The sequence below is a fragment of the Acidobacteriota bacterium genome, from assembly GCA_016716905.1.
Taxonomy (GTDB): Bacteria; Acidobacteriota; Vicinamibacteria; order Vicinamibacterales; family SCN-69-37; genus SYFT01.
Genome location: JADJUS010000022.1, coordinates 1,444,001 through 1,469,002 on the forward strand (window position 1 = coordinate 1,444,001; position 25,002 = coordinate 1,469,002).

At 64.6% G+C, this 25,002-nt stretch carries 23 protein-coding genes; 6 read left to right on the forward strand and 17 right to left on the reverse strand.

What is annotated here, in order from left to right; genetic code table 11:
• Positions 1–44 precede the first annotated feature (44 nt).
• The 7 genes from IPL75_22330 to IPL75_22360 all read right to left on the reverse strand — a co-directional run bounded on the left by IPL75_22330 (position 45) and on the right by IPL75_22360 (position 10,142).
• On the reverse strand, positions 45–968 hold the full coding sequence (locus tag IPL75_22330) for a proline dehydrogenase family protein (protein MBK9242933.1): 924 nt from the start codon (positions 966–968) through the stop codon (positions 45–47).
• A 32-nt stretch (positions 969–1,000) separates the two neighbouring features.
• Positions 1,001–1,417: a c-type cytochrome gene (locus tag IPL75_22335; protein MBK9242934.1), complete on the reverse strand. Its 417-nt coding sequence runs from the start codon at positions 1,415–1,417 to the stop codon at positions 1,001–1,003.
• Between the two features lie 72 nt (positions 1,418–1,489).
• Positions 1,490–3,892, reverse strand: coding sequence for a DNA topoisomerase IV subunit A (locus tag IPL75_22340; protein ID MBK9242935.1), 2,403 nt, complete (start codon positions 3,890–3,892; stop codon positions 1,490–1,492).
• Positions 3,893–4,221: 329 nt separating this feature from the next.
• Positions 4,222–5,673 (reverse strand): PQQ-binding-like beta-propeller repeat protein, encoded by a 1,452-nt coding sequence (locus tag IPL75_22345; GenBank protein ID MBK9242936.1) that lies wholly within the window; start codon positions 5,671–5,673, stop codon positions 4,222–4,224.
• Positions 5,674–5,693: 20 nt separating this feature from the next.
• Entirely contained in the window at positions 5,694–8,339 is a 2,646-nt protein-coding gene (locus IPL75_22350) for an ABC transporter permease (GenBank protein ID MBK9242937.1), read from the reverse strand.
• On the reverse strand, positions 8,336–8,662 hold the full coding sequence (locus tag IPL75_22355; GenBank protein MBK9242938.1) for a helix-turn-helix transcriptional regulator: 327 nt from the start codon (positions 8,660–8,662) through the stop codon (positions 8,336–8,338). The genes IPL75_22350 and IPL75_22355 overlap by 4 nt, the downstream gene beginning before the upstream one ends.
• Before the next feature lie 403 nt (positions 8,663–9,065).
• Positions 9,066–10,142 carry a PD40 domain-containing protein gene (locus tag IPL75_22360; GenBank protein MBK9242939.1) on the reverse strand — a complete coding sequence of 359 codons (1,077 nt, stop codon included), beginning with the start codon at positions 10,140–10,142 and terminating at the stop codon, positions 9,066–9,068.
• Positions 10,143–10,196: 54 nt separating this feature from the next.
• Here IPL75_22360 and dinB point away from each other — a divergent pair, with 54 nt between their 5' ends.
• The 4 genes from dinB (at position 10,197) to IPL75_22380 (ending at position 13,530) form a co-directional block, all read left to right on the forward strand.
• Complete coding sequence (gene dinB / locus IPL75_22365) at positions 10,197–11,276, forward strand: DNA polymerase IV (GenBank protein ID MBK9242940.1); 1,080 nt, start codon at positions 10,197–10,199, stop codon at positions 11,274–11,276.
• A gap of 16 nt (positions 11,277–11,292) precedes the next feature.
• Positions 11,293–12,180: a CopD family protein gene (locus IPL75_22370; GenBank protein MBK9242941.1), complete on the forward strand. Its 888-nt coding sequence runs from the start codon at positions 11,293–11,295 to the stop codon at positions 12,178–12,180.
• Positions 12,181–12,221: 41 nt separating this feature from the next.
• On the forward strand, positions 12,222–12,722 hold the full coding sequence (locus IPL75_22375; GenBank protein ID MBK9242942.1) for a winged helix-turn-helix domain-containing protein: 501 nt from the start codon (positions 12,222–12,224) through the stop codon (positions 12,720–12,722).
• Positions 12,723–12,822: 100 nt separating this feature from the next.
• Positions 12,823–13,530: a class I SAM-dependent methyltransferase gene (locus tag IPL75_22380; GenBank protein ID MBK9242943.1), complete on the forward strand. Its 708-nt coding sequence runs from the start codon at positions 12,823–12,825 to the stop codon at positions 13,528–13,530.
• Here IPL75_22380 and IPL75_22385 read toward each other — a convergent pair.
• The 7 genes from IPL75_22385 to IPL75_22415 form a co-directional block, all read right to left on the reverse strand.
• The gene (locus IPL75_22385) at positions 13,478–14,770 is read right to left on the reverse strand and encodes a type II toxin-antitoxin system HipA family toxin (protein MBK9242944.1); all 1,293 of its coding nucleotides are present in this window, start codon (positions 14,768–14,770) and stop codon (positions 13,478–13,480) included. The genes IPL75_22380 and IPL75_22385 overlap by 53 nt on opposite strands.
• A gap of 1 nt (position 14,771) precedes the next feature.
• Positions 14,772–15,086 carry a helix-turn-helix domain-containing protein gene (locus IPL75_22390; protein ID MBK9242945.1) on the reverse strand — a complete coding sequence of 105 codons (315 nt, stop codon included), beginning with the start codon at positions 15,084–15,086 and terminating at the stop codon, positions 14,772–14,774.
• Between the two features lie 65 nt (positions 15,087–15,151).
• Positions 15,152–16,858 carry a hypothetical protein gene (locus tag IPL75_22395; GenBank protein MBK9242946.1) on the reverse strand — a complete coding sequence of 569 codons (1,707 nt, stop codon included), beginning with the start codon at positions 16,856–16,858 and terminating at the stop codon, positions 15,152–15,154.
• Positions 16,859–16,891: 33 nt separating this feature from the next.
• Positions 16,892–17,923, reverse strand: coding sequence for a family 43 glycosylhydrolase (locus tag IPL75_22400; protein ID MBK9242947.1), 1,032 nt, complete (start codon positions 17,921–17,923; stop codon positions 16,892–16,894).
• Positions 17,924–17,994: 71 nt separating this feature from the next.
• A complete protein-coding gene (locus tag IPL75_22405; protein ID MBK9242948.1) occupies positions 17,995–18,534 on the reverse strand; it encodes a pre-peptidase C-terminal domain-containing protein in 540 nt (179 codons plus the stop codon).
• 58 nt (positions 18,535–18,592) lie between these two features.
• Positions 18,593–19,435, reverse strand: coding sequence for a glycosyltransferase family 2 protein (locus IPL75_22410; protein ID MBK9242949.1), 843 nt, complete (start codon positions 19,433–19,435; stop codon positions 18,593–18,595).
• Positions 19,413–20,417 carry a glycosyltransferase family 4 protein gene (locus IPL75_22415; GenBank protein ID MBK9242950.1) on the reverse strand — a complete coding sequence of 335 codons (1,005 nt, stop codon included), beginning with the start codon at positions 20,415–20,417 and terminating at the stop codon, positions 19,413–19,415. Before IPL75_22415 ends, IPL75_22410 begins: the two co-directional genes overlap by 23 nt.
• A 19-nt stretch (positions 20,418–20,436) precedes the next feature.
• Here IPL75_22415 and IPL75_22420 point away from each other — a divergent pair, with 19 nt between their 5' ends.
• Together IPL75_22420 and IPL75_22425 are read left to right on the forward strand one after the other, a co-directional pair.
• A complete protein-coding gene (locus IPL75_22420; protein MBK9242951.1) occupies positions 20,437–21,471 on the forward strand; it encodes a hypothetical protein in 1,035 nt (344 codons plus the stop codon).
• Positions 21,464–22,747 (forward strand): glycosyltransferase, encoded by a 1,284-nt coding sequence (locus IPL75_22425; protein MBK9242952.1) that lies wholly within the window; start codon positions 21,464–21,466, stop codon positions 22,745–22,747. Before IPL75_22420 ends, IPL75_22425 begins: the two co-directional genes overlap by 8 nt.
• Here IPL75_22425 and IPL75_22430 read toward each other — a convergent pair.
• From IPL75_22430 to IPL75_22440, 3 genes are read right to left on the reverse strand one after another with little or no spacing between them, the layout of a single operon-like run.
• Positions 22,683–23,447, reverse strand: coding sequence for a glycosyltransferase family 2 protein (locus tag IPL75_22430; GenBank protein MBK9242953.1), 765 nt, complete (start codon positions 23,445–23,447; stop codon positions 22,683–22,685). The two genes, IPL75_22425 and IPL75_22430, sit on opposite strands and share 65 nt — an antisense overlap.
• A 4-nt stretch (positions 23,448–23,451) precedes the next feature.
• Positions 23,452–24,384 carry a glycosyltransferase family 2 protein gene (locus tag IPL75_22435; protein MBK9242954.1) on the reverse strand — a complete coding sequence of 311 codons (933 nt, stop codon included), beginning with the start codon at positions 24,382–24,384 and terminating at the stop codon, positions 23,452–23,454.
• The gene (locus tag IPL75_22440; GenBank protein ID MBK9242955.1) at positions 24,342–24,980 is read right to left on the reverse strand and encodes a class I SAM-dependent methyltransferase; all 639 of its coding nucleotides are present in this window, start codon (positions 24,978–24,980) and stop codon (positions 24,342–24,344) included. The genes IPL75_22435 and IPL75_22440 overlap by 43 nt, the downstream gene beginning before the upstream one ends.
• Positions 24,981–25,002: the final 22 nt, after the last annotated feature.

Genomic DNA, 25,002 nt, shown 5'->3' on the forward strand with positions numbered 1-25,002 from the left:
TGAGCCAGAGGAAACTACCTCAGAGGTCGTTTTCGCGAGCTTTGCTACCTCTTGAACATGTTCCTGACGACGAACCAGACGTTGGCGGGGCGCTCGGCCAGACGACGCATGTACCAGGGGAACCAGTATTCGCCGTAGCTGATGAGGCAGCGGGTGCGGACACCATTGGCCGCCAGTTGCTGCTGGCGCGCCGTCTGAATGCCAAACAGCATGGCGAACTCGTAACGGTTGGACGCCACCTTGCGGTCGGCAATGACCTTCAGCAACCGCTCCTGCAGGGCGATATCGTGGGTGGCGATGTGCAGCAACGCGCCCGGCTTGAACGCGTCTTCCTGCAGCAGGCGCGCGCAGATCTTGAAGTAGTTCTCGTCCACATCGGACTTCTGCGGAAACGCCACCTCCGCCGGCTCAAGGTATGCGCCCTTGACCATGCGAATGGCTGACCCGAGCGCCACCAGTTCCTCAATGTCTTTTTCGGTGCGGAACAGATAGGCCTGGATGGCGATGCCAATATTCGGCGTCCGCTGGCGCAGGCGCTTGAACAGGGCGATTGTGCCGTCCACGTACGGCGAGCTCTCCATGTCGAGCCAGAAAAACGTCTTCGTCTGCTCGCAGCGATCGATCAGGCGCAGGCAGTGTTTCACGCACACTTCCGGGTCCTGGTCGTAGCCGAGCTGCGTCGGCTTGACCGAGATCTGCGAGTCAATACCTGCGGCGGTGATCAAATCGATCACCTTCAGGTAATGCTCGCAGACCTCGTCGGCCTCACTGATGTGCGCGATGTTCTCGCCCAACCGGGTCAGGATCGTATTCAGCCGCGCAGGCTTGAGGGCTTTGGCGGCCTCAACCGCATCCTCAATCCGTTCACCCGGCATGAACTTCGAGACCGATCGGCGCACAAATCCGGTGCGCATCGCGTTCTCGCGAATCCAGGCGTTGGTTGATGCCCACAACAGGGCTTTTCGCATCACGCTCATGTTCTTGAATCGCTAATCTGGTTTTAGAATCCGCCGGCGCCGGCTGGCGGGGCCGCGAGGGGTTTCAGCGCGCCGCGGTGGCACGAGTAACACGTCGCCTTGCTCGGCTCGCCCGGCTTGACGCCAAGGTGATCGGCATTGATCGCATTCGCCATCTTCAGCATCTTGCGCGCCGTGGCCTTGGCCGGCAGGTCATCCTTGAACCGCTCCTGAGGAGTACCAACGTGGCAGTGCGTGCACTGCACGCCGAGCGCGACGGTGAACGTCCGCATCAGCGCGATCACGTCCTGGCGGGCCATGTCCTTCGGCAGCACCTGCAGGTTCTGCAACGGCGCGGCCTGGCCGCCGCCCTGTCCGCCACCCTGGGCCGACGTCTTCGTTACCGCCACCGCCATCACACAGACGCACATCAGACCCGCTGCCAGCAAAGAACGCATCATGCTTCCTCCAGAAAAAGTTTGACCAGAAGGGCCGTTTGCTGGCCCCGGGGCAAATTGTAAGTCACAAACCGCTCAATTTCGGTCAAGGGGCGCTGGAACTTCGGGAGGAGTCGGCACCACACGCACAAACTGGCCGCGCTGCAGCAACTCCCGGCCCTTGCCTCCCCGGCCCGTGACCTCGTACTTGGTGGTACTGATCGTCTGCTCGGCGCCCCGGGTGGTCTCCACCGTCATCAGGTCGCGGTCGCCCCGCGAGGCCATGAACCCCAACACGCGGTCGTCGTCCTTGTTGAGCTTGATGAGAATGACGCCTCGGCCTGGGCCCGACAGCAGGTTGATGTCCTCGAGTTTGCAGAGCATCGCGCGGGCTTCTCGCGTGGCCGCGATCACGGTCTCGCCACCCGTCACCCGCTCGACGCCGACGATCTCGGCTCCGTCGGCAGCGCGGGCATAACGACGGCCGGACCGGGTACTGGGTTCGGCATACGGCTCAAACGAAAACCGCAGGCTGTATCCATCCGACGACACCGCCAGGGCATGCGACGGCGGCGCGGTCTCGGCGTTCTTCGATGTGATCACGCCCACGACTCTGGGATCGAGACTGACCGACCCCACAATCCGCTCCCCATCCTTGAACTTGAAGAACCGCTGGATGGGCTCGCCGTGGCCCGTGGACGCGGGAATGTCGATGATCCGCGAGGTGTAGGCCACGCCAAGGTTGGTAAAGAACACCACCGATGCCCGCGTACTGCCCGGCAGCACCGCCAGTACCTGATCGCCCTCGCGCACGCGCGTGGACGCCACGTCCTTCACTTCCTTCTGCCGCTTCACCCACCCGTCCCGGGTCACGATGACGACGTTGTCTTCATCGATGATGAAGTCGTCGGCGGTGTACTCAGGCTCATCCACTTCGCCTGTGATTTCGCTGCGGCGCGGGTCTGTTTTCGGATCGCTGTAGGTTTTCTTCACCAGCTCGATGTCCGCACGCACGATCTGCCACAGGTCTGTGTCGCGCCTCAGCAACCCGCTGATCTCTTTCGCACGTTTCCGCTTCTCGGCCAGTTCCTGCTGAATCACCAGGATCTCAAGCCGGGCGAGGCGGTAAATCTTCAGTTCGAGGATCGCGTCGGTCTGTTCGGCGTCCAGTCCGTACTTGGCGATGATCTGCGAAGCAGCGTCGGCCTTGCCCTCAGACTTGCGGACAATGCGGAGGATGTCGTCGAGGGCGTCAAAGACCTTCGCGAAGCCTTCCAGAATGTGGATGCGCTTGCCGAGGGCCGCCAATTCGTGGCTGAGCCGCGCGCGCACCACCTCAAGCCGGAAGTGCAGGAAGTGCCAGAGGATGGCGTGCAGTCCCACGCGATCGGGCTTGCCCACGGCCGGGTTCTCGGTCGGGATCAGGCACGTGAGGTTGACCGGGAAGTTGGATTGGAGCGGCGTGTTCTTGTAGAGATACGCCATCACCATCTGCTCATCGGCATCGCGCTTCAACTCGAGCGCAATCCGCACATCGTCTGTCGAAAGATCCCGGACGTCCACCAGATGGGGCAGCTTGCGCGAGAGCGCCACGTCGGCGATGCGCTCGATGAGCGTGGCCTTGCTCATCGCGTACGGCACGCTGGTGATGAAGATCGTCTTGCCCGTGCGGGTTTCGGGACCTTTTTGCCAGGTGGCACGCATCCGGATGCTGCCCGAGCCGGTTTCGTAGATCTCCCGGATCTCGGCCGGGGTGTTCAGGATCTGGCCGCCGGTCGGAAAGTCCGGGCCTTTGATGTATTTGCAGAGCTGCGCGCTGGTCAGTTCCAGGTCGGCGTCGATCATCTTCACGAGCGCGGTACAGACCTCGCCCAGGTGATGCGGCGGAATATTGGTGGCCATGCCAACGGCGATGCCTGTGGCGCCGTTGACCAGAAGGTTCGGGATTCGGGCCGGCAGGACGACCGGCTCTTCGCGCGTGCCGTCATAGTTCGGACGGAACGGGACGGTGTCCTGATCGATTTCCTGCAGCATCTCATCGGAGATGCGGGTCAGCCGGCACTCGGTGTACCGCATCGCGGCGGCGTTATCACCGTCGAGCGAGCCGAAATTTCCCGAGCCGTCCACCAGCGGGTAACGCAGGGAAAACGGCTGCGCCATGCGCACCAGCGTTTCGTAGAGCGCGCTGTCTCCGTGGGGGTGATAGTTGCCCATCACGTCGCCCACCACCTTCGCGCACTTGCGATGCTTGGCGTCGGCCGTCAGGTTCTGCTGCCACATCGTGTAGAGGATGCGGCGCTGCACGGGCTTGAGCCCGTCACGGACGTCCGGCAACGCGCGCGATGTGATCACAGAGAGCGCGTAATTGAGATACCGCGTCTGCGCAGCATCGTGCAAGGCGACGGGCTCGTCGCCACCCGACGGCGGTCGCGTGATTACCGTGTTATCAGTCGGGGGTGCATCGAATAGTGAAGGAGACTTGGGCGAACGCTTGGCCACGAAGAGATATTAAGACCTCTGAGGTCGATTCGTACAGATCAAGCGAAACGACCTCAGAGGTCCTTGTTTCTTGACGCTATTGAGGAATGAGGATTGAGCGATTGAGGATCGGGATTTTACGGATGGCTGATTGCTGAAGGTCGATGGGAATTTCGGGATGGTCGGGTCCATCGCACCATCAGCGATCAGCCATCCCACCATCAGACCATCCGTCAATCGCCATCCTCGATCCGAGATCAGCGATCCGTGCCATCCCGATCCTCAATCGCTCAATCCTCAACCCTCAATTTCCACCAGAAGCGTCCGGGGGTCGTGAGGCGCAAATTGTTCTATTTCGTGCCGAACGCGTACAGCGCTTCGACGGTACGAATGTAGATCTTGCCGTCAGCAAACGCGGGCGTCGTGTAGGTGTCTTCGCCCAGATCGTTCACGACGAGCGGCGTCAGGTCGCCGCCCGGAGGCAGTACGGTGACGGCACCGCGCTCACTCACGAAATACAAGTGGCCACCGGCGGCAACCGGCGACGAGTAGTACGCGCCCAGGGCACCAGTGAGACGGCCTTGCTTGATCAAGGCGCCGGTTTCGGGATTCAGCGTGGTGACGATGCCGCCGTCATTCACCATGTAGAGCACATTCTGGAACACGATCGGCGATGGCAGTTGCGGCACGGCGCGCTGGTACTTCCAGAGCACGGCCTTCTCGGTCGTGTCTCCCGACCCGCCGAGGCGAATGGCCAGCATGCCGTTCTCGGAATCAAGCGCAGCGCGGTAGTACTCCCACTCGTCCTTGGTCAGGCTGCCATTCAGGTTCAGATCGGCCACCGTGAACCAGAACGCCGCGGAGTACTTTGGAAACTCGGGCTGTGTGATCACGCCGTCCTTGTTGGCATCGGCAATGGGCCACACCTCGTCGGAGGGCGGCACGTTGACCTTGCGACCGGGATCGTTCTCAGGCGCGCCATAACCGTTGATATAGATGATGTCGCCGTGGACCACCGGAGTGGACTTGATCTCAAACGACAAGCCCCGCACCCACCATCGCCGCTCGCCGGTCATCACGTCATATGCCGTCAGCAGGAACGATCCGGGCAGCAGCAACTGGTCGCGCCCGTCGGGTGCTCGCCAGAGGATCGGCGTGGCGTGACCACTCTTGGCTTCGGGCCGGGGCGTGCGCCACAGTTCCTTGCCGGTCCGTTTGTCGAGTGACAACAGGAACGACCCGATGCTCTGATCCACCGCCAGGAGCAACTGGTTGCCGACGATGATCGGGGAGGCACCCATGCCGTAGATGTTGTCGAAGGGCCCGAGCGGCTTCTTCCACAGTTCCTTGCCGGCGGCGTCATACGCCAGCAGGCCGTAGTCTGGGAAGAACACATACACGCGGTCGTTCTCCAGCGCCGGACTTGGCGACGCCGGGTTGTTCCGCTTGTCGAGGATGCGGGTCTTGGTCTCAGGCGCCTGCCGCTCCCAGAGCAACGTGCCCGCCTGACGATCGATCGCCATCGTGAACAGCGCATCTCCGCGGAATGCCGTCAGGTAGATGCGATCGCCCCAGATGATGGGCGACGAGTGGCCCTGCGGCAGCGGCAGCCGCCACAACATGTTCTTTGTCTTGTTGAACTCGGTCGGAAAACCCGAGCCCGTCGCGTGGCCTGAGCCGTTCGGACCTCTAAATCTTGTCCACTCGGTCGGGGACTGTTGAGCAGACACGACGGTGACAGCCGTCAGCACAGCAACTGCGGCGAGCGCCTGAGCGACTCGCCTTGCGAAGAGAGTGTACATAGGGCGAAGTATACGCCGGGTCACTCGGTCCGAAGGACCTCGATCGGGTTGACCGAAACCGCACGACGCGCCGGCACAATTGCCGCACCCACTCCAGCCAGCACGAGCACCGTGGTCACGAACGCCAACACCCAGGGATCGGTGGGAGCGGTGTTGAAGAGCAGCGACGCCGCAGCGAAACCCGCGCCAATGCCGCCGGCCACTCCCAGGGCGGCGCCCCATCCCACTAAGCGCGCGGCCTGTCCCACCACCAGCCCCATCACTTGTCGTCGGCTACCGCCGAGCGCGATCCGAATGCCCATCTCACGGTGGCGGCTCACCACCCAATGCGAGATGAGGCCATAGACGCCAATGACGGCCGCGATGAGCGCGCCCACGGCAAACACACCCACCAGAATCATGGCCAGGCGTTGAGGGAATACTTCAATCGCCATCAACTCCTCCATCGTCTGCACCATGTACACCGGCTGATTCGGATCGACCGCCGCCAGTGTGCGACGCACCTGGGGAAGCAGGGCCGTTGCGTCTCCTGATGCACGCAGCATCAGGAAATACTGGTTGTTCCCCTGCCCTGCCTGCTCCATCGTCGCGAATATTTCGGGACGGACAGCTCCAAGAAGGGATTGGTTCGCCGAGTCAGCGAGCACACCCACCACATCAACCGGCGTGCGACTTTCTCCGACACGAAGCCTGCCGGTGGCCGCGCCGTTGAGGTACCGGCGCGAGAACGATTCGTTGACCAGCACCACGCCGGGCGTGCCTGCTACGTCGCGGTCCGATAACGGCCGCCCCGCTCGCAACGGCGTCTTGAGCACGTCGGATCGATGCGGACTGCCAACCGTGAAGAGCGTGGACACCGGCTTCGCGCTGTCGGCGCCGGCGCTCTCGATCGTGACTGGAACGGTGAAGCCGGTCATGGTGGGCAGTTGATTCGCGGCTGCCGCACTCGTCACACCGGGAATAGCCTCAAGCCTGGTGACGAGGTTGGTGAAGAAGGCCTCTGAAGCGGAGCCGGGATATCGTCTCGCGTCGATCGTCAATCGCATCGTCAACATGTTGGCTGCGTCGAAGCCTGGTTCGATGGCGCTGATTCTGCCGTAGCTGCGGAAGAAGAGGCTTGCGGCGACGAGGAGCGTGACCGCGAGTGCCACTTCACTGACGATGAGGAGGCGGCGACCGCGCTGCCGTGCGGGATTGGCGGTGGCGCGGGTGGAGTCGGCCAGCGACCCGGATTCCGACGAGCGCATGTGCCAGGCGGGAATCACCATGGTGAAGACAGCCGCCGCGATGCCGGCCAACACGCAATACAGGACCGCTGTGCTGTCCCACCGCAGGTCGAAGCCCAGTTGGGTGGCCTGTGCCGGCAACACCGCCGGAAGCCGACCAAGCGTGAAGTACGCGAGGCCTACGCCGGCCGCCGCGCCCGCGCACGCCAGGCCCAGACTCTCGAACATCAACAGACCCACGAGTCGCGCGGGGCTCGCGCCGAGGGCTCGCCTCACAGCGAACTCACGCTGGCGCGTGGCGAGGCGGGCCAGCATCAGGCTTGCGACATTCGCGCACGCCACCAGGAGCACGATGATGCCGGCGCCGAGGAGGACGGCGCCCGCAGGCAGGAGATCGCCGACGACCGCCTCGCTCCAGGGGGCGGCGGCGAGGCGCCAGTCGGCGTACTCGGGAAACTCGGTTGCGTAGTTGGCCTTCGCCCGAGCCGAGACGGTGGCGAGCGCGAGGTCCACATCCTTGAGCGTCGCGCCTTCGCGCAAACGGGCCACTACCGAGACCGGGCGCATGTTCCGCCTGAACTGGGACGGATCGATTCCCCAGGGAATCCACAAGTCCGTGCCGATAAGAGGCGATCCGGCGCCAAGTACGCCGACGATGGTGGTGGGGTCGGTATTCACCCTGACGGTGGCGCCGATGATGCCGGGATCCCCACCGAACAGGCGCAGCCAGATGCGATGCGTGATGATGGCCACTTTCGGTCCGCCCGGGGCCAGTTCTGCGTCCGTGAACCCGCGGCCCAGCGTCATCGGCACGCCCAGCGCAGGGATCGGGTCATGGAGGATCAGTGCCGTGAAGAACCGCTCCGCGACGGTGCCGTTCGAGAGCACGCGATTGCCCAGGTCAAAGGCGCCGAGCTTTTCGATGACGGGTATCGCGCTGAAGTCTTCAACTTCGCCGGGCGAATGTTGTTCGATGAAGTTGGGGTCGGTCCCCAGCGTCGGAAATGCGCCGCTGATGGAGATCAGGCGCGATGGTTCCGGATAGCTGAAGGGATTCAGGACCAGTCCGTTGACCATCCCGAACACCACGCCGTTGGCGGCGATGGCCAGTGCCAGTGACAGGACGGCAATGGCGAGGTAGCCCGGTTGTCGAAGCAACTGCCAAAGGCCGAACCGCAGGTCGTGCAGCATCGCGGACATGAATGACTCCTTGGTCGGGTGTGAAGGCACGGGACGAGCGGTTGTGCCGAGCGGCCAATGCCAGAGGGCGGCCGCGGCTTGACGCCAGTAGCGCCGTCGCGCACGGCGGTGGCCGAACCGAGTGATGTTGGCCTGGAATTGTTCGTCGAGGTCGCCGAGCAGATGTTCTCGAAGCGGATGGGGTGCCCAGTGTTCGACCAGGTACTCTGCGATGCGCGGTGGCCGAACGGCGGGAGTCATCCTTCGAACTCCCGCCCAAGCCCGGCGGTCATCCGGCGAATGGCGGCGAGCGAGGACTTCAGAGCGCGGTGGCCTGGAGCCAGGAGGCGATAGTGCTTTTTGCGGCGGCCGCCGCGTTCGGCGGTCGGCTCACCGATGCGGCTGGCGACGTAGCCCTTGTCTTGCAGGCGTTCGAGTGTTTTGTAGACCGCGGCCAGGGATACGTCGCGACCGGTTCGGTCCACCAGGTCCTGGCAGATCGAAACGCCGTACCCATCTGTCCCCTGACGCACGAGGGCCAGCAAGACCAACTGTTCGAATTCGCCTAGCACCGGCTCCGTCATGGCCGATATCTTAGACGAAGTCTGTCATATCTGGTTCCGCGGGCAATTCAAACGCCCCGGAACTTCGATCGCTGCCGGGGGGGGGGGGGGGGGGGGGGGGGGGGGGGGGGGGGGGGGGGGGGGGGGGGGGGGGGGGGGGGGGGGGGGGGGGGGGGGGGGGGGGGGGGGGGGGGGGGGGGGGGGGGGGGGCGGGGGCCCCCGGGGGGGGCGGGGGGGGGGGGGGGCGGCCGCGCGGGGGGGGGCCGCCGCCCCCCGGGGGGGCCCCCGGGGGGCCGGGGGGGGCGGGGGCCCGGGGGGGGGGGGGGGGCGGGGGCGGGGGGGCCGCCGGGCGGGGCCCCGGGCCCCGGCGCCCCCCCGCCGGGGGCGGCGGGCCGGGCGCGCGGCCGGGGGGGGGGGTAGTGCCTTACCACTTCCAGTCGGCGATAAAGACGTTGGTGTCGCCTTCTTTGGCGCCGAAGCGGTTGGAGGCAAAGATCAGCTTGGTGCCGTCGGGCGAAAACATCGGGAAACCGTCGAACGTGTCGTTGAACGTGACCTGTTCCAGGCCGGTGCCGTCCACGTTGACCAGGAAGATGTCGAAGTTGCGTCCACGCGGGTCGTGGTAGTTCGAGGCGAAGATGATCTTTTTGCCGTCGGGCGAGAAAAACGGCGCGAAGCTCGCCTTGCCGAGATTGGTCACCTGCTTCGGATTGCTGCCGTCCCGGTTCATCGTGAACAGTTCGACCGACGTCGGCTTCCACAGCGCCTTCTTGAGCAGTGAGAAGTATTCGTCGAGTTCCGCGCCTGGCGCCGGGTGACGACCGCGCCACACGATCTGCTTGCCGTCGGCCGACACAAACGGGCCGCCATCCGGGCCCGGCATGTTGGTCAGGCGCTTGACGTTTGATCCGTCGCCATTCATGGAGTACACCTCCATGTCGCCGTCGCGCACGCTCGTGAACACGATGCCGCCGTCGCGCGCGATGGTGGCCTCGGCGTCGTAGCCCGGCGTTTTGGTGAGCTGGACCGGATTCGATCCATCAATGTTCGCCTTGAAGATGTCGTAGCTGTCGTAGACGGCCCACACGTAGCCGTTTTCCATCCCCGGCCGCGGCGGGCACTCGCGTCCGCCCAGATGTGTGGAGCCATAGAGGACGGACTTGTTGTCGGGGTAGACGTACGCGCACGTAGTGGCGCCCTGGCCGTTGCTGACCTGGCGGCGATCGGTGCCATCCAGGCGCATCGTGTAGATCTGATCGCACTGCTGCGCGCCATCCATGCTCTGGAAGCTGATGCGGCTGCCATCGGCTGAGAAGTACGCCTCGGCGTTCTGGCCGCTCTTGGTGAGCTGCTTGATGTTGGTCAGGTGCGGCTCCGGTTTTGCCGGGCCAGGCACCGGGCCAGGGGTGCTGACTCCGCGCTGGGCCGAGGTGGCCAGCAGGGCGGCCGGGATGGCCAGAACAACCGCCAGACGAGTGAGTGCCGATGACGTCGCGTTCATGAGCAAATCATAACAAGACCGGGCGGGCCGGGCGGGCAATACTTGCCGGACGGCATGACGCGGCGCATTATCCACGTGGACATGGACGCGTTCTACGCGTCCGTGGAACAGCGCGATCGGCCCGACCTCAAGGGCCGGCCGGTGGCTGTGGGCGGCAGCCCCGACTCCCGAGGCGTGGTCGCCGCGTCGAGCTACGAAGCCCGGAAGTTTGGCGTGCGGTCCGCCATCCCGATGTCGCGGGCGGTGCGGTTGTGCCCCCATCTGGTGATCATCCGGCCCAACTTCCAGAAGTACCGCGCGGTTTCGCAGCAGGTGTTTGAGATTTTCCGGTCGGTCACACCACTCGTGGAAGGCCTCTCGCTCGACGAGGCGTACCTCGATGTCACCACCAACAGTTTTGGCGAGTCCCTGGGCATGAACGTGGCCCGGCGCATCAAGAACCTGATCAAAGACACCACCGGCCTCACCGCCTCGGCCGGCGTGGCGCCCAATAAGTTCCTGGCCAAGATCGCGTCGGCCTGGCGCAAACCCGATGGCCTCACCGTCATCGCACCCGAACGTGTCGAAGCCTTCCTGCAACAGCTGCCCGTGGATGCCCTGTGGGGCGTGGGCCCCGTCACGGCCGCTCGGCTGCGCGAACGGGGCATCCACAAACTGACCGACGTCCGCGCCGCGGATCCGTCGGTGTTGCACGAGGCCGTGGGCAATCTGACGGATTGGCTGCTCAAACTCGCGGCGGGACACGACGACCGGCCGGTGTCACCGAATCGTCCGGCGAAGTCCTCGTCGAGTGAATGCACATATGCCGAAGACCTGACCGACCTCTCGCGCATCCGCGACGAAATCTCGGAGATGGCCCGGGAGGTGGGTGACTGGCTCGAAAAGCGCGACCTCACGGCGCGCACAGTCACCATCAAGGTGCGATATGAAGACTTCACCACCATCACACGCAGCCACAGCGCCGCGGCCACTCGTGATGTGGAGAACATCGTGCGGCGCGCGCTCGCCCTGCTCGACAAGACCGAAGCCGGCCGCAGGCCCGTCCGGCTGCTGGGCGCGGGCGTCCACAATCTTGTGGGCCTCGCGGACCCGGACAACGACGACCGCTGGCCGCTCTTCCTGAAAGGCGAATAAGCTATCGCTCACGCGCATGGAGTGGCTCTCGTACGGAAGCATGTTCGTCTGGTATGCGTCGATCATCGTCGTGGTCGGCGCCACCGGGGCATGCCGGGTGTTCTCACGCGCGGCGAACGACGACGGAATCTCGCCGCGGTGGGCACGGGCGTCGCTGCGGTTGGCGCGCATCGTGATGCCGCTGATGCTGCTGGCTGTTGCGACGCGCCTTTGTGTGCAGACGTGGCAATCATTCGGCATCGATCAACCGTTGCTGGCGTTTGCCGGCATCATCATCAATGAAACGCCGTGGGGCACCGGCTGGTTCTGGCAGATGTGCGCCGGTGTGGCGGCCTGGCTTGTCATCGGCGTCCTGCCACCCGCGCGCTGGCCCGTGCTGGTGGCCGCCGCACTCGCAACCGGACTCACCGTGGGGCTCACCGGGCATGCCGCCGGGGCAACCGAGTACGGCACGATGCTCGTTGTGGCCCACGGCGCGCATGTCGTGGCGGCCGGACTGTGGCTGGGCACACTCGGCGTCGTAATTGCGGTCGCGCGTCAGGCGGCCGCGACGGCCGCTGAGACCGCCGCGTTCGCGCGCGCGATCGATCGTTTCTCGCCCCAGGCGATCCCGTCGGTCGTGCTCCTCGTGGTGTCTGGCGTGGTTGCCGGCTGGCAGCACGTCAACGATCTGGAAGGGCTGTTGACGCCCTACGGGTTTGTGCTAATCGCTAAAGTGGTGGCATTTGGCGCGGCGGCGCTGTGTGGTTTCTACAACTGGCGCGTGGTGCGGCCGACCCTGGGCACACACGCGGATGCTGTGCGCCACCTGCGCGGAATGGCGAAACTCGAGCTGGCCTTCGGCGTGGTCGCACTGGTGCTCACCAGCCTCCTCACCAGCATGCCCATGCCCGACCACGAGTAGGCTGTCGAACCGACCCCGGGGCTGGGCCGTCCAAGCCCAGCATGGAATCGTCTGATATCCGGCGTTTTGATGCATTCGAGTTGAACCTGCGCACTGGCGAGTTGCGGCGCGATGGCCGGTCGGTGCCTTTGCAGCGCCAGCCGGCCCTGGTGCTGGCGGCCTTGGTGTCCCGCGCAGGCACGCTCGTGTCCAGACAAGACCTGAAAGACACCGTATGGACGGGGCACACCTACGTCGATTTTGATCGCGGCCTGAACTACTGCGTCCGTCATCTCCGCGCGGCCCTCGACGACGATGCGAAGACGCCAAGGTTTATTGAGACGGTGGCGAGGCAGGGCTATCGGTTCGTGGCGCCAGTGAGTGTGGGCGAAACAGACGCGCGCATCCCTCACCGCGCAGCGTGGTTGAAGCCGCGGATGCTGGCTGCTGCCGCACTTGCGGCTGTGGTCCTGTTGACCGTGTGGGTCGAGAGCGGACCCGGCTCCAATCACCACGCCACGGCGGCGGCCGCCGCCCGGGTCCTCCACAACTTGCTGTTTTAGTCGCCAATTCACATCTTCCTCACCTCGGCCTGACGTCATTTGCCGAGCCGCACCCGTCAGTCAGCGTTGTGGTTCCAGACGGAGCCAGAGGAGGCTGACTGTGACGTGGCTCAAGAGAATTGCGATCGGTGTTGGCGTAGGGGCGGTCGTCGTTGGGGTGTGGCTGTATGTGTCGTTTGGCGCGTTCCTGCCTTGGCGGGAGGAGGAGGAAGCCGCACGACTGGCTGAGTTGACCCACGTCGCCCCAGGCCAGACCGTGGCAGAGATTGGCGCGGGCTCGGGGCGCTTTACTGTGGCGCTCGCTCGCAAGGTTGGCCCAGGCGGTCGAGTCCTGTCGACCGAACTCAACGCCGAACGGCGACGCGACATCCGGGATCGTGTGGCGCAGGCCAGCCTGGCAAACGTGACGATCGTCGAAGCGACGCCGGACTCAACGGGACTGCCGGACGACTGCTGTGATCTGATCTTCATGCGCAGTGTCTACCACCATGTCCGCGGGCCCGAGGCGTTCGTCGCGAGTCTGGCGCGCGCGGTCAAGGCGACAGGCCTGGTCGCGATCATCGACTTTGAGCCACACGGCCTGTGGTTGCACGACAGTGCGCCCGACGTCGGCAGCCGCCGGCCGGGACATGGTGTGGCGCGGGTCGATGTCGCCACCGAGATGCGAGCAGCGGGCTTCCGGGTGCGTCACGATATTCCGGCATGGAGCGGACCGCTCTGGCTGGTGCTGTTCGAGCGGGTCACGCCGGCGGTGGCTACGCGGGCAGTCCGTGGTGCAGCCGCACCCGTTTCGCTTCCGGCGCGCTGACGCTGGCCGCGCGCGCGAAGTCGGGCCATGCGGCGACTGCTTCCCTGACCTGTTGAATCACGCGCGGCGCCGTCCCAACACCTGCGCGCTCGGCCGCCACCATCAGGTCGTCCTGCGAAATGCCGGCGAACTTGCCGTTGACCGACATCAGGTGCTGATACGTCCACTCACCGTTCGGGTTGAACGCATGGGTCACGTCGTACACCGGCGCCAGTTCCCATGTACCGCCGTCGCGCAGGAGGAATGACGTGTTCTTCGGATGGTCGTCGCAGTTGGCCGCCATCACGTTGAACGCCGTGCGCCGGAATGCCTCCTCCATCGCGTCGTAACCCAGCCGCAACCCCTCGATGACCTGGAAGAACTGGCTGACGTCGTGAGTGGCGCGCTGCCTATAGTCCAGATGCGCAAGGCCGCACAGCGTCTGCAGGTGATGTTTCCGGTTGCCGTCGCGGTCGAAGCGCCTGGTCATGAAGTGCGCGCGACCATTTTCCTCAAGCAGGCGGCAGTCCGCCATGGTGAGGCCGGCGGCGCGCGCCATCAGGTGGTACGCGTATTCAATGCGCCCGTAGTCGCGGCTCACGCCGAGCCGTTCGTCCGGACCCACGCCGTCGAACTTGATGAGCCAATGCTCGAACCCGTCCGCCACGGTGAACTGCCCGGCGCGAATTTCCTGTGTGGATGGGTTCCACGCCACCACGGCCTTCGCTCGCGCACCACCGGCCGACGTCCCCACTTGAATAATCTGCGCGATTGCCGCCTCGGCGTGCGCATCGGAATCGATCTCGCCCGACACCGCGCGCCTGGCACTCTCCACCAGCTCCGACATCTCGATCGCCGTCGATGCTGCCGACGCCCTGGGCCCACGCACCGGCCTGAACTCCAGCGCGCCGAGGCTGCGCGCGCCCATATAGGCCAGCCGATCGAGTGACGTGATCTGGGCCCGCTGCACGCCTTCGCGCGCCATCCAGGCGTCAATCAACGCGTTGCCAAAGTCATCCGGCAACGCATCGGCCAGCAGACCGGGCAGGCGCCGATACGTGGCCTCGGGCAAACTGGGAAACACAAACGGTCCGCTGGCGGCCGACGCCAGCGGCATGGTCAGCGGCGCAAGCTCGATGCCCGATCGCAGGAACGCCGGCTGGTACTCAAACGCATAAAACCCCAGCGACGGATCCAGCGCGACAGCCCCGGCAGACTTCCCCCAGATTCGGACCTCGACGATGGAGACCGGAGCGTACACGTCACGCTCCGTCTTGTGGAACGACTGCCGACTTCCGGCGCGACGCCCGGCGCCGGGGCGCCTTGGTCCGAAGCATCTGGATGGGACTGATCGACACGGCAGGCGCCAATGTGCCGAGCCAATCCACGCGACCGAGCACCCGAAGGGTCCGCGTCAGCGAGTGCAGCGTGGCCCCCTTGCCGCTCTCGAGATTCTTGACGGCGTTCAGCGCGATTCCCGCCCGCTCTGCGACCTGTTGCTGGGTCAGGTCCTGCCGAAGCCGCAGCGCGCGAACCTGGCGACCCAGTTCAACCTCGGCGGCTCTGGCATGATCCATATACACATATTAGACCTAAATACGTATATTATCAACTAAAATACAGTGTATGGTCTCAAAAAGGGCTATTTAACCACAGTTATTCGGGCCTTAAAGACCGGATAGACCACCGGGCGTTCGTGTGCTCCCAGGGCGCGAAGCACCGAGTCCATGACGCCCCAACCGACAAAGCCATCGCGCGCTTGCGGCTCCAGGTAATAAAACGCCGCGTTCGCCATGGGCTGGGCCATGTCCACCTGGAATGACCCGGCTGGGAATTCCTTCGTGATGATCGGAGAAAACGATCCGTCGAGCGTGGTCATGTCATACCCCGCGCGCCGCACCGGGTACATGCGATCGATCGTGAATTGCTCGCCTTCGACGCGCACGGCGGTGTCGAGGGTGGTCACACGAATGTTGTGGGCACGGAGTTTCGCGGCGATCTCACTCAAGCTCGCCGGAAGAAAGTACGCGCGCGGCACCGTGGCCGATCGCGTACCCACCGGCTTTGTGAGGTCATCCACGTTCGGCACCACTTCGGGGGGACCTGACGCAGTCCCCGGTTTGGTGCTCATCAGGCTCGTGCCCGGTCTGTACTGCGCTTCGTTCGTCCGGTAGGAAAGCAAATCGATCTTGCCGGCTGATTGATACTCCCCGTCCAGAAAGTTCCTGAGTGTTCCGCGTTCCGCTCCCGCCAACACCGCCGCCACAGTCTCATCGTCGGCCTTCTTCACCACAGCCTGCATCTCCTTCGCGTGCGCGCTCGTGTACTGCAGCAGCGCGATGAGATACGCGTACTGCGCATAGATGCGGCGCTCGAACGTGGGCTGTCCCGGGGTTTCGGTGATGATGGCGAACCGGTTGCGCAGGCCGTAGTCGTTGACGACGAATTTTGCTTCCACGGTCCAGGCTGCGCGGTCATGGCTCCACGCGGTGGGCGGCCAGGTGTTGGGCGTGGCGAGCGCGTGCGTGAATACCTCGAGGCCGAAGTCGCGCCGCACCTGATTGCGCACGGCGGGAAACAACGTCTGCGTCATGTAGTCGCGCGGCCCCGGCGCGGCCGCGGGCACGGTGGTGGTGCCATAGGTATTCGCGTAGCCGTGATTGACGCGACTCATCAGATGTCCGTCAAGGAACAGCAGTGGATCCCAATCGTTCAGCGTGCGGTACAGTCCGTTGCCTTCAACCGTCGTCAGTTTCACGGCATCGCGATTGAGGTCAAGACCTTCCGAGTTTTCGCGCACACCCAGGATGTGCGGAGTTTCGCTGCCCAGGCCGCCGTCCTGCGTCACGATCGTGTCGGTGCCGTCTACGTTATAGATGGGCGCCACCATCACGATCACGTTGTCGAGAATGGCCTTGTGTTTGCCCGCCGCCAGATCACGCGCCACCATCAACATCGCCTCGGCGGCTTCCGACTCGGGCGGATGAATGTTGCCCAGCAGGAATACCACCGGTTTGCCTGAGGCTCTCGCCTGCTGCGGAGACGTCACCCTCGGGTTCGCCAGGACCATCGCCGGCGCGACCTTTCGCAACGGACTGGTGAACATCCGCACCACGTGCACGTTCTCGCTCTTGAGTTTCAGCGCCGCAATCCACTCATGCATCTGCTCGGTGGACATCGTCCTCGTGTAGTTCGTGCGTTCGGGGACGGTGAGCAAATCGGCCGGCCACTTGCCGGTCCATCCCGCGGGCACTTCGTCGCCCCAGAAGATCTTCGGCTGCTGGGCGATGACGGTACCGGCAACAAACAGGAGCGGGAGAAGCGTGTACAGGCGACGGGAAGATTTCATCTGGTCAGGTGTCCTTTTGTGCGCCGTGGCGGCCTACCGGGAAGGGTCCCGAAGAACGCCCGTGTTGGTGATCACCACCGGCTCGATCGCGCCGTTGGCATCGAAGCGAAGTTCGTCGATGCACACCACGCGGTGGTTGCGGTCGGTCTGGCCGAGCGGCCGCCGGTGATAGACGATGTAGTACTTGCCGGACACGGGGGCGCGGAGCACGGAATGGTGCCCTGCGCCGGTGGCCACGGCTGGATCCTGCTGAAGGATCTTCGCCACCCGTTCAAACGGGCCGAGCGGTGACGAGGCCACGGCATAGGCCACGGCGTAGTTTGGGCCCGTCCACCCGCCTTCCGACCACATGAAGTAGTACTTCCCGTCCTTCACGAACATCCACGAGCCTTCCACGTAGCCCTGCGGCGTGATTTCCTTGAACGTGGTGCCGTCGGCGTGCGGCACAAGTCCCGTCAGGTCGTCATTGAGCTTCGCGATGTTGCAGTGACGCCAGCCCCCGTAGATGAGATACAGCGAGCCGTCACGGTCCTCGAACACAAATGGATCGATCGGCTGGGCACCGTTGTGGAATTTGTCCACGAGCGGTTTCTTCAGATGATCTTCGAACGGCCCTTCGGGTTTCCGCGAGCGCGCCACACCGATACCGCCCAGTTGCTGATCGTTCTGGATGTCGTTCGCGCTGAAGAACAGGTAGTACCAGTCGCCCTTGCGGACAATCGACGGCGCCCAGACGGCGCGTCGCGCCCACGTGATGTTGACCGAGTCAAGAACGCGCGGGTGTTTGGTCCACGTGACGAGATCGGTTGATGAAAACGCGTCGAGGTACAGCTGCTGATCGTACGGCGCCGAGTAGGTGGGATAGATCCAGTATTCGGGCTGGCCGGCGGCGTTCGTGAAGACGCGCGCCTCGGGATCCGCATACCACCCGCTCATGATTGGATTTCCCGATCGAGGCCCGCCTGTTCCCTGAAATGCGTCCAGAATTTTCCAGGGCGACAACAGGCTGGCTGCGGCACCAGCGGCGAGCGCGCGAGCGGTGAAACGGCGACGGGTGATGGGCATGTGCGAGATCAGAACCCGCCCTTGCCTTCGGCGTCAACTGATCGGCAATCGGCCCATGGACGCTCGGCCGTCTACTTGCACTCAAATCCGGACGCGAGCGAGGCCTGATCCTGGACCGACTGCACGCCGGTCTGAAACGCAATGGATGACGTGAGTTCGACGCGATACGTGCCGGTGGCGCCGCAGCTCACGCCCCAATCGCGCGTGACGGCCAGACGATAGGTGCCTGCCTGGGTCGCCGTGATGCCGACCTTCTGCTCGCCCCCGGTGAAGAGACTGCAGTTGGCGGCCACCGTGCATCGAAGTTCCTTGGTCGTTCCCGTGAGGAGGTTGGTGCCGCCAAGCGCCGTTCCAGGAGCGTACAGCGCAATCTGCGATGCCGAACCAGCCTCGACGTTGCTGACGCGAACCGTCAGCACCGACCCGGCCGCGACGGTGAAGTCGAACACATCCTGGCAATTCACGCCGGTCGCGCACGTCCAGCCGAAGTTGCCGGAGAAGCTGGTGGTGCCGGTCGCGGGGGGCGTCGGCGTGGTGGGCGTGGTCGAGGATTTTGAACAGCCGAGCGCGAGTGAAACCGCCGCCACAACGCACAACGAACGAAGACTCAAGAAACGGGAATAGGCCAAGCGAAACCTCCGAGAAATATGGCCGATAGCATAACGCGTTTCACCTCCGCCGAGCCAGGCTCGTAAGCCTGGCCACACGGCCGGCCACCAGTTGCATTCGCCGCCCAGCTATTTCGGCCACGCGTGCGGCCACGTCTTTTTGCGCTTCGTTCAAAGTCACCTCAGCTTGATCCGCCGAACGCGAGAACTTCCGCGTGTACTGCCGGTCGAACGAGTTCCCCGGCCAGCGGTTGAACTTCACCGTGAAGACCGAAACGTCCACGCCCAGCAGGAATGTGCGCAGGAGCCGGTTGTACAGGACGTCGTCGCACCCGTAGATCTCAACCTCCCGCTCCTCGTGGAACCCGCCGATCAGGTTATGCGCATGCGACCGTACGCACAGGTTCTGCGTGAGGCCCGCGTTGATTCGCGGTTCCCAGTCGGCGTGCACCGGATCTGAGAGCTCCGCCTGAGTCTTGACGAAGTCGGCTCGTGGCGTGGCAGCCAGTGCCTCGAGACACGTGGTCACATGGTCCTGCAGATATTCGTCGTCGTGGTCGAGAAACAGATACGCATCGGTCGTCACCGCGGCGGCGGCGCGATTCCTGGCGCACGCCCGGCCAGCGTTGGTGGCGTGCCTCGTCAACACGACATCAATGTCGTTGCAGCCCAGGCCAAAGCGGGCAATCAACCCGGCCGTGTCGTCGGCAGAGGCGTCGTCAACGATGGAGATCGCGAAGCGCTCGGGTTGGTTTGCGAGACTCAGCCGGCGACGAATGCTCAGCGCAATGCTCTCGAGCGTATTCGCGATGGTCCTGCTGGCGTTAAACGCCGGGACGATGACGGCGGCGGTGTAGCGCGGCCCGACTGTTCCGGTGGCGTCAGTCGTGTCGATGAAGGGCATCGTGATAGTGACTCAGAATCTCATCGACGTACCGATCAGGTGAAAAGCGGGCACCCGCCGCCACCAGTTCGTCGCGTGAATGTGTGGGCTGGTCCAGTTCGCCAAGGATGCGATCGGCCCACAGGCTGCGGTCGTCGGGCAGCCAGGGATCGCGCAAACCATCGAGGGCCTCACGCAGCCCCTCGACGCGGGTCGCCAGCACCGGGGTGCCGGCGCGCAACGCTTCGACGGCCACCCGCGAAAATCCTTCGGAACGCGACGGCACCAGAACCAGCGCCATCGCCACCAGGTGATCGGCGATATCGGGCGCGTATCCGACCACGCCTATCCGACCGGCCGACGCCTTGGCGCGATCGGTCAGGGCGAGGCCGATAGGCCCGGATGCTCTGCCAACAAACAGCACATCCACGTCGGGCTTCGCGACCAGCACGCGATCGAGTGCGGGCAGGAGGTCCATCTGTCCCTTTCGCGCGCACGTCGGTCCCACCACCACGATGGTGCGCCGATCTGGTCGGGCCAATGGCGCGGATCGGACTGGCTCTGGAGCGCGCACGCCGTTGTAAATCACATGGGGCTGGGCGAACGCCGTAAACCTCGAAGCGGTCGCGTTGGAATTGCAGAGAATGCGGTCGCACAGGCGCGCCACCTTCTGGTCCCTGGGATCGGGATTGGGGATCAGGGCGTGAAAGATTACAGGCTTTTGAGTGCGTGCGAGCAGTGCCGTCACAGCGCCGTGGACACCGAATGTGTGAATCAGGTCGCACTCCCACGCGAGTCCACGGATGTCCTGGGCCGCCCAATCCGTGCGCGGAGAGACCGCACACTGCGGAATATCGCCAAAGAGCGGAGTGGTTCCTGGCACGGCCAGGACCGGTGCGTGATTTCGCGCGACAAGATCCTGGTAGAGCATTCGAAGGCCAACCTCACCGCCGCCAACGACGGTGGCAAAGTTGGCGACGAGCAACGGCCGCAGTCCCCTCATGCGCGGTTCGTATGTTAGCGTGCCCGTAGTGATTGCCATCGACCTTGTGTGTCACCTCAATGGGGACTCGGCGAGCGTGGCCCGGGGCCTTGCGATGGTGCGAAGGCGGTTGCAGGCCGCCAGCAGCGGCGGGCCGCCTCCAGTCGTCGGCCTGCGTGGCCCGTCGGACGCGCAACTGCGACTGGTGCAATCGCTGGTCGTCACGGGATTGCGACTCAAGGTCAGGATCGTTTCCCACCTGCGTGTCGCTGAAGTCCCGCTGTCTTCCTGTGCGACACGCGTCTGCCAGGCGGCCGATCGTGTGGTCGTCGAGTCGTCATTCGGCGCGCGGGCAGTCCAGTACGCGTTGCGCCACTCTGGCATGGCCCACCTCCCTCCCGTGGTCATCGTTCCTCCTGCGGTTGCACCTGCAGACGCGCGAGCGCCCCTGTCGGGACGTCACGCCCTGCGCATCGGCACGCGGGCCTCGCACAGTGGCGATGCGGACGCCTTCGAAGCTCTCGAAATTTTTCGCGCGTTCGCCAAAGGGTTGTACTGGATTTGCCATGATTGCCATCGTCTCAGCCCGTTCGTGATTGGCGAACACCTGGAACCGATCGTGGCCGCCGCTTGTCCCGCGTGTGGCAGCGTCAACGGCGCCCGGGGCGAGGTGCTGGCAGACGCGCGGCTCGTGATCGGCGGCCGGCCACTGCACGACCAACCCGTCGCTGATCGGCCCGCCCTTTGGACGCTGAGGACCGCAGCGACAGCCCTTGGGATCGCCGACCAGATCATTTGGGATGATCCGGATCTGACGATTGCGCCTGACGCGCTCCTGCTTCCGCACCAGCACGCGGACCTTTCGTTTGCAGTGCTCGATGGCTGCTCCGCCGGCATCGTCACGTTGACCACGGACTTTGGCGCAGCCGGCGGGTTGCCGCCGGGAGTGGTTCGTCTGGTTCCGCCGGGTCAGATGGAGTTTGCACCCAATGGGCACTGGGTGGCTCCCATGGATGTGGGCAGTGCTATCAGCGTACTTCGGTCCCTGTCTGTCCCGCAGGCTCACGATGCGTAAGTTGATTCTCGCGTGCGATCATCCGGATTTTCATACAGGATTCGCCACGGTCGGCCGGGCTGTCGCCCACGGCCTGCGCGCCACCGGTGAGTGGGCGATCGAACTCCTGCCGCTGTCAACTGACGAACCCCTTGATTCTTCCGTGCTCACGGCCAACCCGCCCGGCGGTGAAGGGCGGAGTCGCACTCTCCTGTGTATCGGATCACCACGCCAGCAGACGCGGCTGCTCGACACGCTCGATGGGGAGAGACTGCGCCCCCTGGTGCATGTGGTGTCGTACCTTGCGGTGGACCACGCACCCGTATCGCCGCTCCTCGGGCGGCTCTATGGCCGGCTGGACACCATCGTGCCGTACACGCGTTTTGCGGCCGAAGCGCTCCGTCGGGCGTTCCCGGAAATCTCGCCACGGCTTGCGGCGCCCATTCCGCACGGCATCGACGTGGATCTGTTTGGCGCGTCAGACTTTGCGGAACGCCGGGCCACGCGAATGCGCGTGTTCGGCGTCACCGACGATCGGACGATGGTGATCGGGTTTTTTGGTCGCAACGTCGGTCACAAACACCCGGAGCTCGCCCTCAGGATCTTCGAGGCGTTCGCCCACGGCCACTTCGGCCGATGCCTGCACTGTATGCGCGTGACGCCGTTCGATCGGGATCCGATTGATGGCTCAGCGCGCGTACGGTCGTCGTGTGCCCACTGCGGCAAAGACGGGCTCAGTCGCGTGGATGTGCCTGACTCGCGTTTGTACCTGCACACCGAGAGTGGCGCAGAACACGCCGGGTATCGCAATGGCGTGTGGAACCTCCACCGCCTTGCGCGCCATCTGGACATCCAGTCACACATCGTTCTCGACCGGTCACTGCTGCCAGGCCTGGGCGTTGACGCGGCTGAATTGGTGCGCCGGATGGGCGCGTGTGACATCCACCTCTTGTCATCGGACGCCGGGGGGTGGGAACTGACGGTACTCGAGACCGCCGCGTGCGGCGTCCCCAACGTCATCACCGATGTCGGCGGGGCGCCCGAATATGCGAGGCCATTTTCAGAGGTCGTGGCGCCCTCAGTGCGCGCACTTCAGCCGGACCGCTCCCACGCGCACATGGACATCGGCGCGGCGATCGACGCCCTGCTCAGACTGACCACTGATCCGGTCCGTCGGGCCGCGATGGGCCAGATCGCCGTGGCGACGGCGCGACACTACCGGTGGTCGAACATCATTCCCCTCTGGGATCGCGTGTTGCGCCACTCGACACCGGGCACAGCGGCAACAGACGATTGAGCCAGGCTGCCGCTTCAGGGGACACGCGCCATTTCCCAGGTGCCTGACGATGCAGTTTGAAGTGCGCTTCATCGCAGGTGTTTGCGCCGTGGATAAAGCGGAAGTAGTAGTGCGGCGGATTCCTCCAGAGGTACCAGCGCTTCGTGCGCTTCAGCGCGTCTGCAAAGACTGAGTCCTCGCCTCTGGCGAGGTCGGGGAACCTCTGGGCCGGGTCGTTGTAGGCCATGAGCGTACCGGCGAAGCCGCCCGGGTTCCCGTGTTCAAACGCGGCGTCAATGCCAAACGCGTACTTGACCTGAGAGGCCATGAAACACCCGGCGACGCCCAGTTCGGTGAGCACGCGATGCTGGGCGGTCATCAGCCGCGGATGCCGCCAGTCATCGTCATCCCAAAACACCCAGAGCGCGCCATTGGGGATGGCGTCGAGTGCGATGTTTCGCAACTCACCAAGCGAGTGGCGCTGACTGGGCCGGATCGAGATGACGCGGTCCGGCGGCAGCCGGGCCGCATCCAAATCGAGATCGAAGTCGCCGTCGTTGACCACGACGAGGTAGCGGTTGCGGTAGGTCTGCAACCGGAAGTTCTCCAGGGCGAGCATCGCCCAGCCAGCGCGATGGAGTGATTTCCCGGTAATCATGGTCGCGTAGACCGGATCGCCCTGCGTATCGAACGACGAGGTGTCGAGGTTCGTCAATGTCACGGCATCACCGCATACGGCCGCGCGCCACGCAGACACGCAAAAAGAGAGGCAGCCAGATTTCGGGCGGGTCAACCGCTCTGGAGGCACGATACGCGCGCTCGGCTTGTTGCGCCATTGCCCAGATCCAGGGGCGCACTCCAGGGATGTGTGCGGAACCGTCGTCGAGGCGCCGCGCGGCGCCGCGGGAGGCGTAAATCTGCCCCAGGTACGAAAGAGTCATCCGTTCGGCGGGAACCAGGTGTTGCACGGCAGCGTCAGGCACCCACCAGCCGCGAATGCGGTCCGCAATCATCGCGCGCAAGACCGGTGTTTCCTCGCCGCCCAGTCGTCCTGTTCCACGCGGTCCGAGCCGGGGGTCAAACGGATATCGCCGCATGATGTGGGTGTGCACGACCAGGTTGCCGCTGTACGGCAGACAGCGGTCGTCAAAAAGGAACGGCATCTGTCCGAGGTCGCGGGCTCCGTAGACGCCGCTGATGCGCTGCCAATTCGCGGTCATCCAGTCTGGCGGGTCGTACGCAAACAGGGGCCGAATGGCGCCGCCATAAAAGCCGGCACCCGGCCATCGGGCCACCGCGCGCGCGTGCGCCTGCAGCCAGTCCCGATCCACCAGCACATCGTCATCGGTCCAGACAATCACATCTCCGCGCGCCTCGCGCACTGCGGTGTTGCGCGCATTGGCCACGCCACGTTCGGGCTCGGTCACGATGCGGATGGGCAGCATCGACGCGGCGGCCTGCACAACGCGTGCGGTGTCGTCACTGCTGCCGTTGTCCACGACCAGGACTTCAAGATCGAGACCCGAACGGTCTGCAGCCGCTAATGTCTGGAGCATTCGCTCCAGGGAGGCGCAACGGTTCCAGGTGCAGACGGCAACAGTAAACAGCATGGGAATCAGCGGATGCCGGCCGCGCGAAGGCGCCGGCGGCGCAGCCATCGAGCGTGCCCTTGACGAGTGTAGGTCAGCACTCCGATACCACCCCACGGACCCCAGCCTCGGTCCCCGCCATCGCTGACGAAGTCGAGGGTGGCGAAGTGCGGCGCCAGTTCCTTCCAGAGTCGATGGACACCCACTTCGGGCATCTGCGTGTGACGGATGATGTCGTGACACACAACCAGCCCGCCCTCGCGGACAAGGGGCGCATACCAGTGAAAATCCTGGCTCACACCGCCGTAACGGTGGTCGCCGTCAATAAACAACAGGTCCACCGGACGGTCGCCGAGCGCTGACTGAAGCGCCATTTTGGTGGATTCAAGATGGGAATCGCCCTGGAGGAAGCGGACAGACTGCTGCGCGCCCGGGTCGACGGCAGCAGCTACTCCGTCCGCGGCTTGCCGCAGGTCAATGCCCACGACCAGGGCATCCGCAGTGGCGAGGCGGCACCACAGCCAGAGGGTGCCTCCGCCAAGCGTGCCAATCTCAACAACCGTGTGAGGACGGGCGGCCTGGAGCAGAGAGACGAGCGGGGCCAGCTCATCGGCCTTCTGGAAGGCGCCGCGGCGGACGGCCGATTCAGCCAGATTGACACCCATCGGGAACGAGTCCTAGACTCTC

Coding starts and splice junctions, on each gene's coding strand:
- IPL75_22360 (MBK9242939.1), bottom strand. CDS start 10,142: ATGAACGCGACGTCATCGGCACTCACTCGTCTGGCGGTTGTTCTGGCC.
- IPL75_22345 (MBK9242936.1), bottom strand. CDS start 5,673: ATGTACACTCTCTTCGCAAGGCGAGTCGCTCAGGCGCTCGCCGCAGTT.
- IPL75_22375 (MBK9242942.1), top strand. CDS start 12,222: ATGGAATCGTCTGATATCCGGCGTTTTGATGCATTCGAGTTGAACCTG.
- IPL75_22350 (MBK9242937.1), bottom strand. CDS start 8,339: ATGACTCCCGCCGTTCGGCCACCGCGCATCGCAGAGTACCTGGTCGAA.
- dinB (MBK9242940.1), top strand. CDS start 10,197: ATGACGCGGCGCATTATCCACGTGGACATGGACGCGTTCTACGCGTCC.
- IPL75_22415 (MBK9242950.1), bottom strand. CDS start 20,417: ATGAGGGGACTGCGGCCGTTGCTCGTCGCCAACTTTGCCACCGTCGTT.
- IPL75_22440 (MBK9242955.1), bottom strand. CDS start 24,980: ATGGGTGTCAATCTGGCTGAATCGGCCGTCCGCCGCGGCGCCTTCCAG.
- IPL75_22330 (MBK9242933.1), bottom strand. CDS start 968: ATGCGAAAAGCCCTGTTGTGGGCATCAACCAACGCCTGGATTCGCGAG.
- IPL75_22355 (MBK9242938.1), bottom strand. CDS start 8,662: ATGACGGAGCCGGTGCTAGGCGAATTCGAACAGTTGGTCTTGCTGGCC.
- IPL75_22435 (MBK9242954.1), bottom strand. CDS start 24,384: ATGGCTGCGCCGCCGGCGCCTTCGCGCGGCCGGCATCCGCTGATTCCC.
- IPL75_22425 (MBK9242952.1), top strand. CDS start 21,464: ATGCGTAAGTTGATTCTCGCGTGCGATCATCCGGATTTTCATACAGGA.
- IPL75_22395 (MBK9242946.1), bottom strand. CDS start 16,858: ATGAAATCTTCCCGTCGCCTGTACACGCTTCTCCCGCTCCTGTTTGTT.
- IPL75_22400 (MBK9242947.1), bottom strand. CDS start 17,923: ATGCCCATCACCCGTCGCCGTTTCACCGCTCGCGCGCTCGCCGCTGGT.
- IPL75_22335 (MBK9242934.1), bottom strand. CDS start 1,417: ATGATGCGTTCTTTGCTGGCAGCGGGTCTGATGTGCGTCTGTGTGATG.
- IPL75_22390 (MBK9242945.1), bottom strand. CDS start 15,086: ATGGATCATGCCAGAGCCGCCGAGGTTGAACTGGGTCGCCAGGTTCGC.
- IPL75_22410 (MBK9242949.1), bottom strand. CDS start 19,435: ATGCCCTTCATCGACACGACTGACGCCACCGGAACAGTCGGGCCGCGC.
- IPL75_22370 (MBK9242941.1), top strand. CDS start 11,293: ATGGAGTGGCTCTCGTACGGAAGCATGTTCGTCTGGTATGCGTCGATC.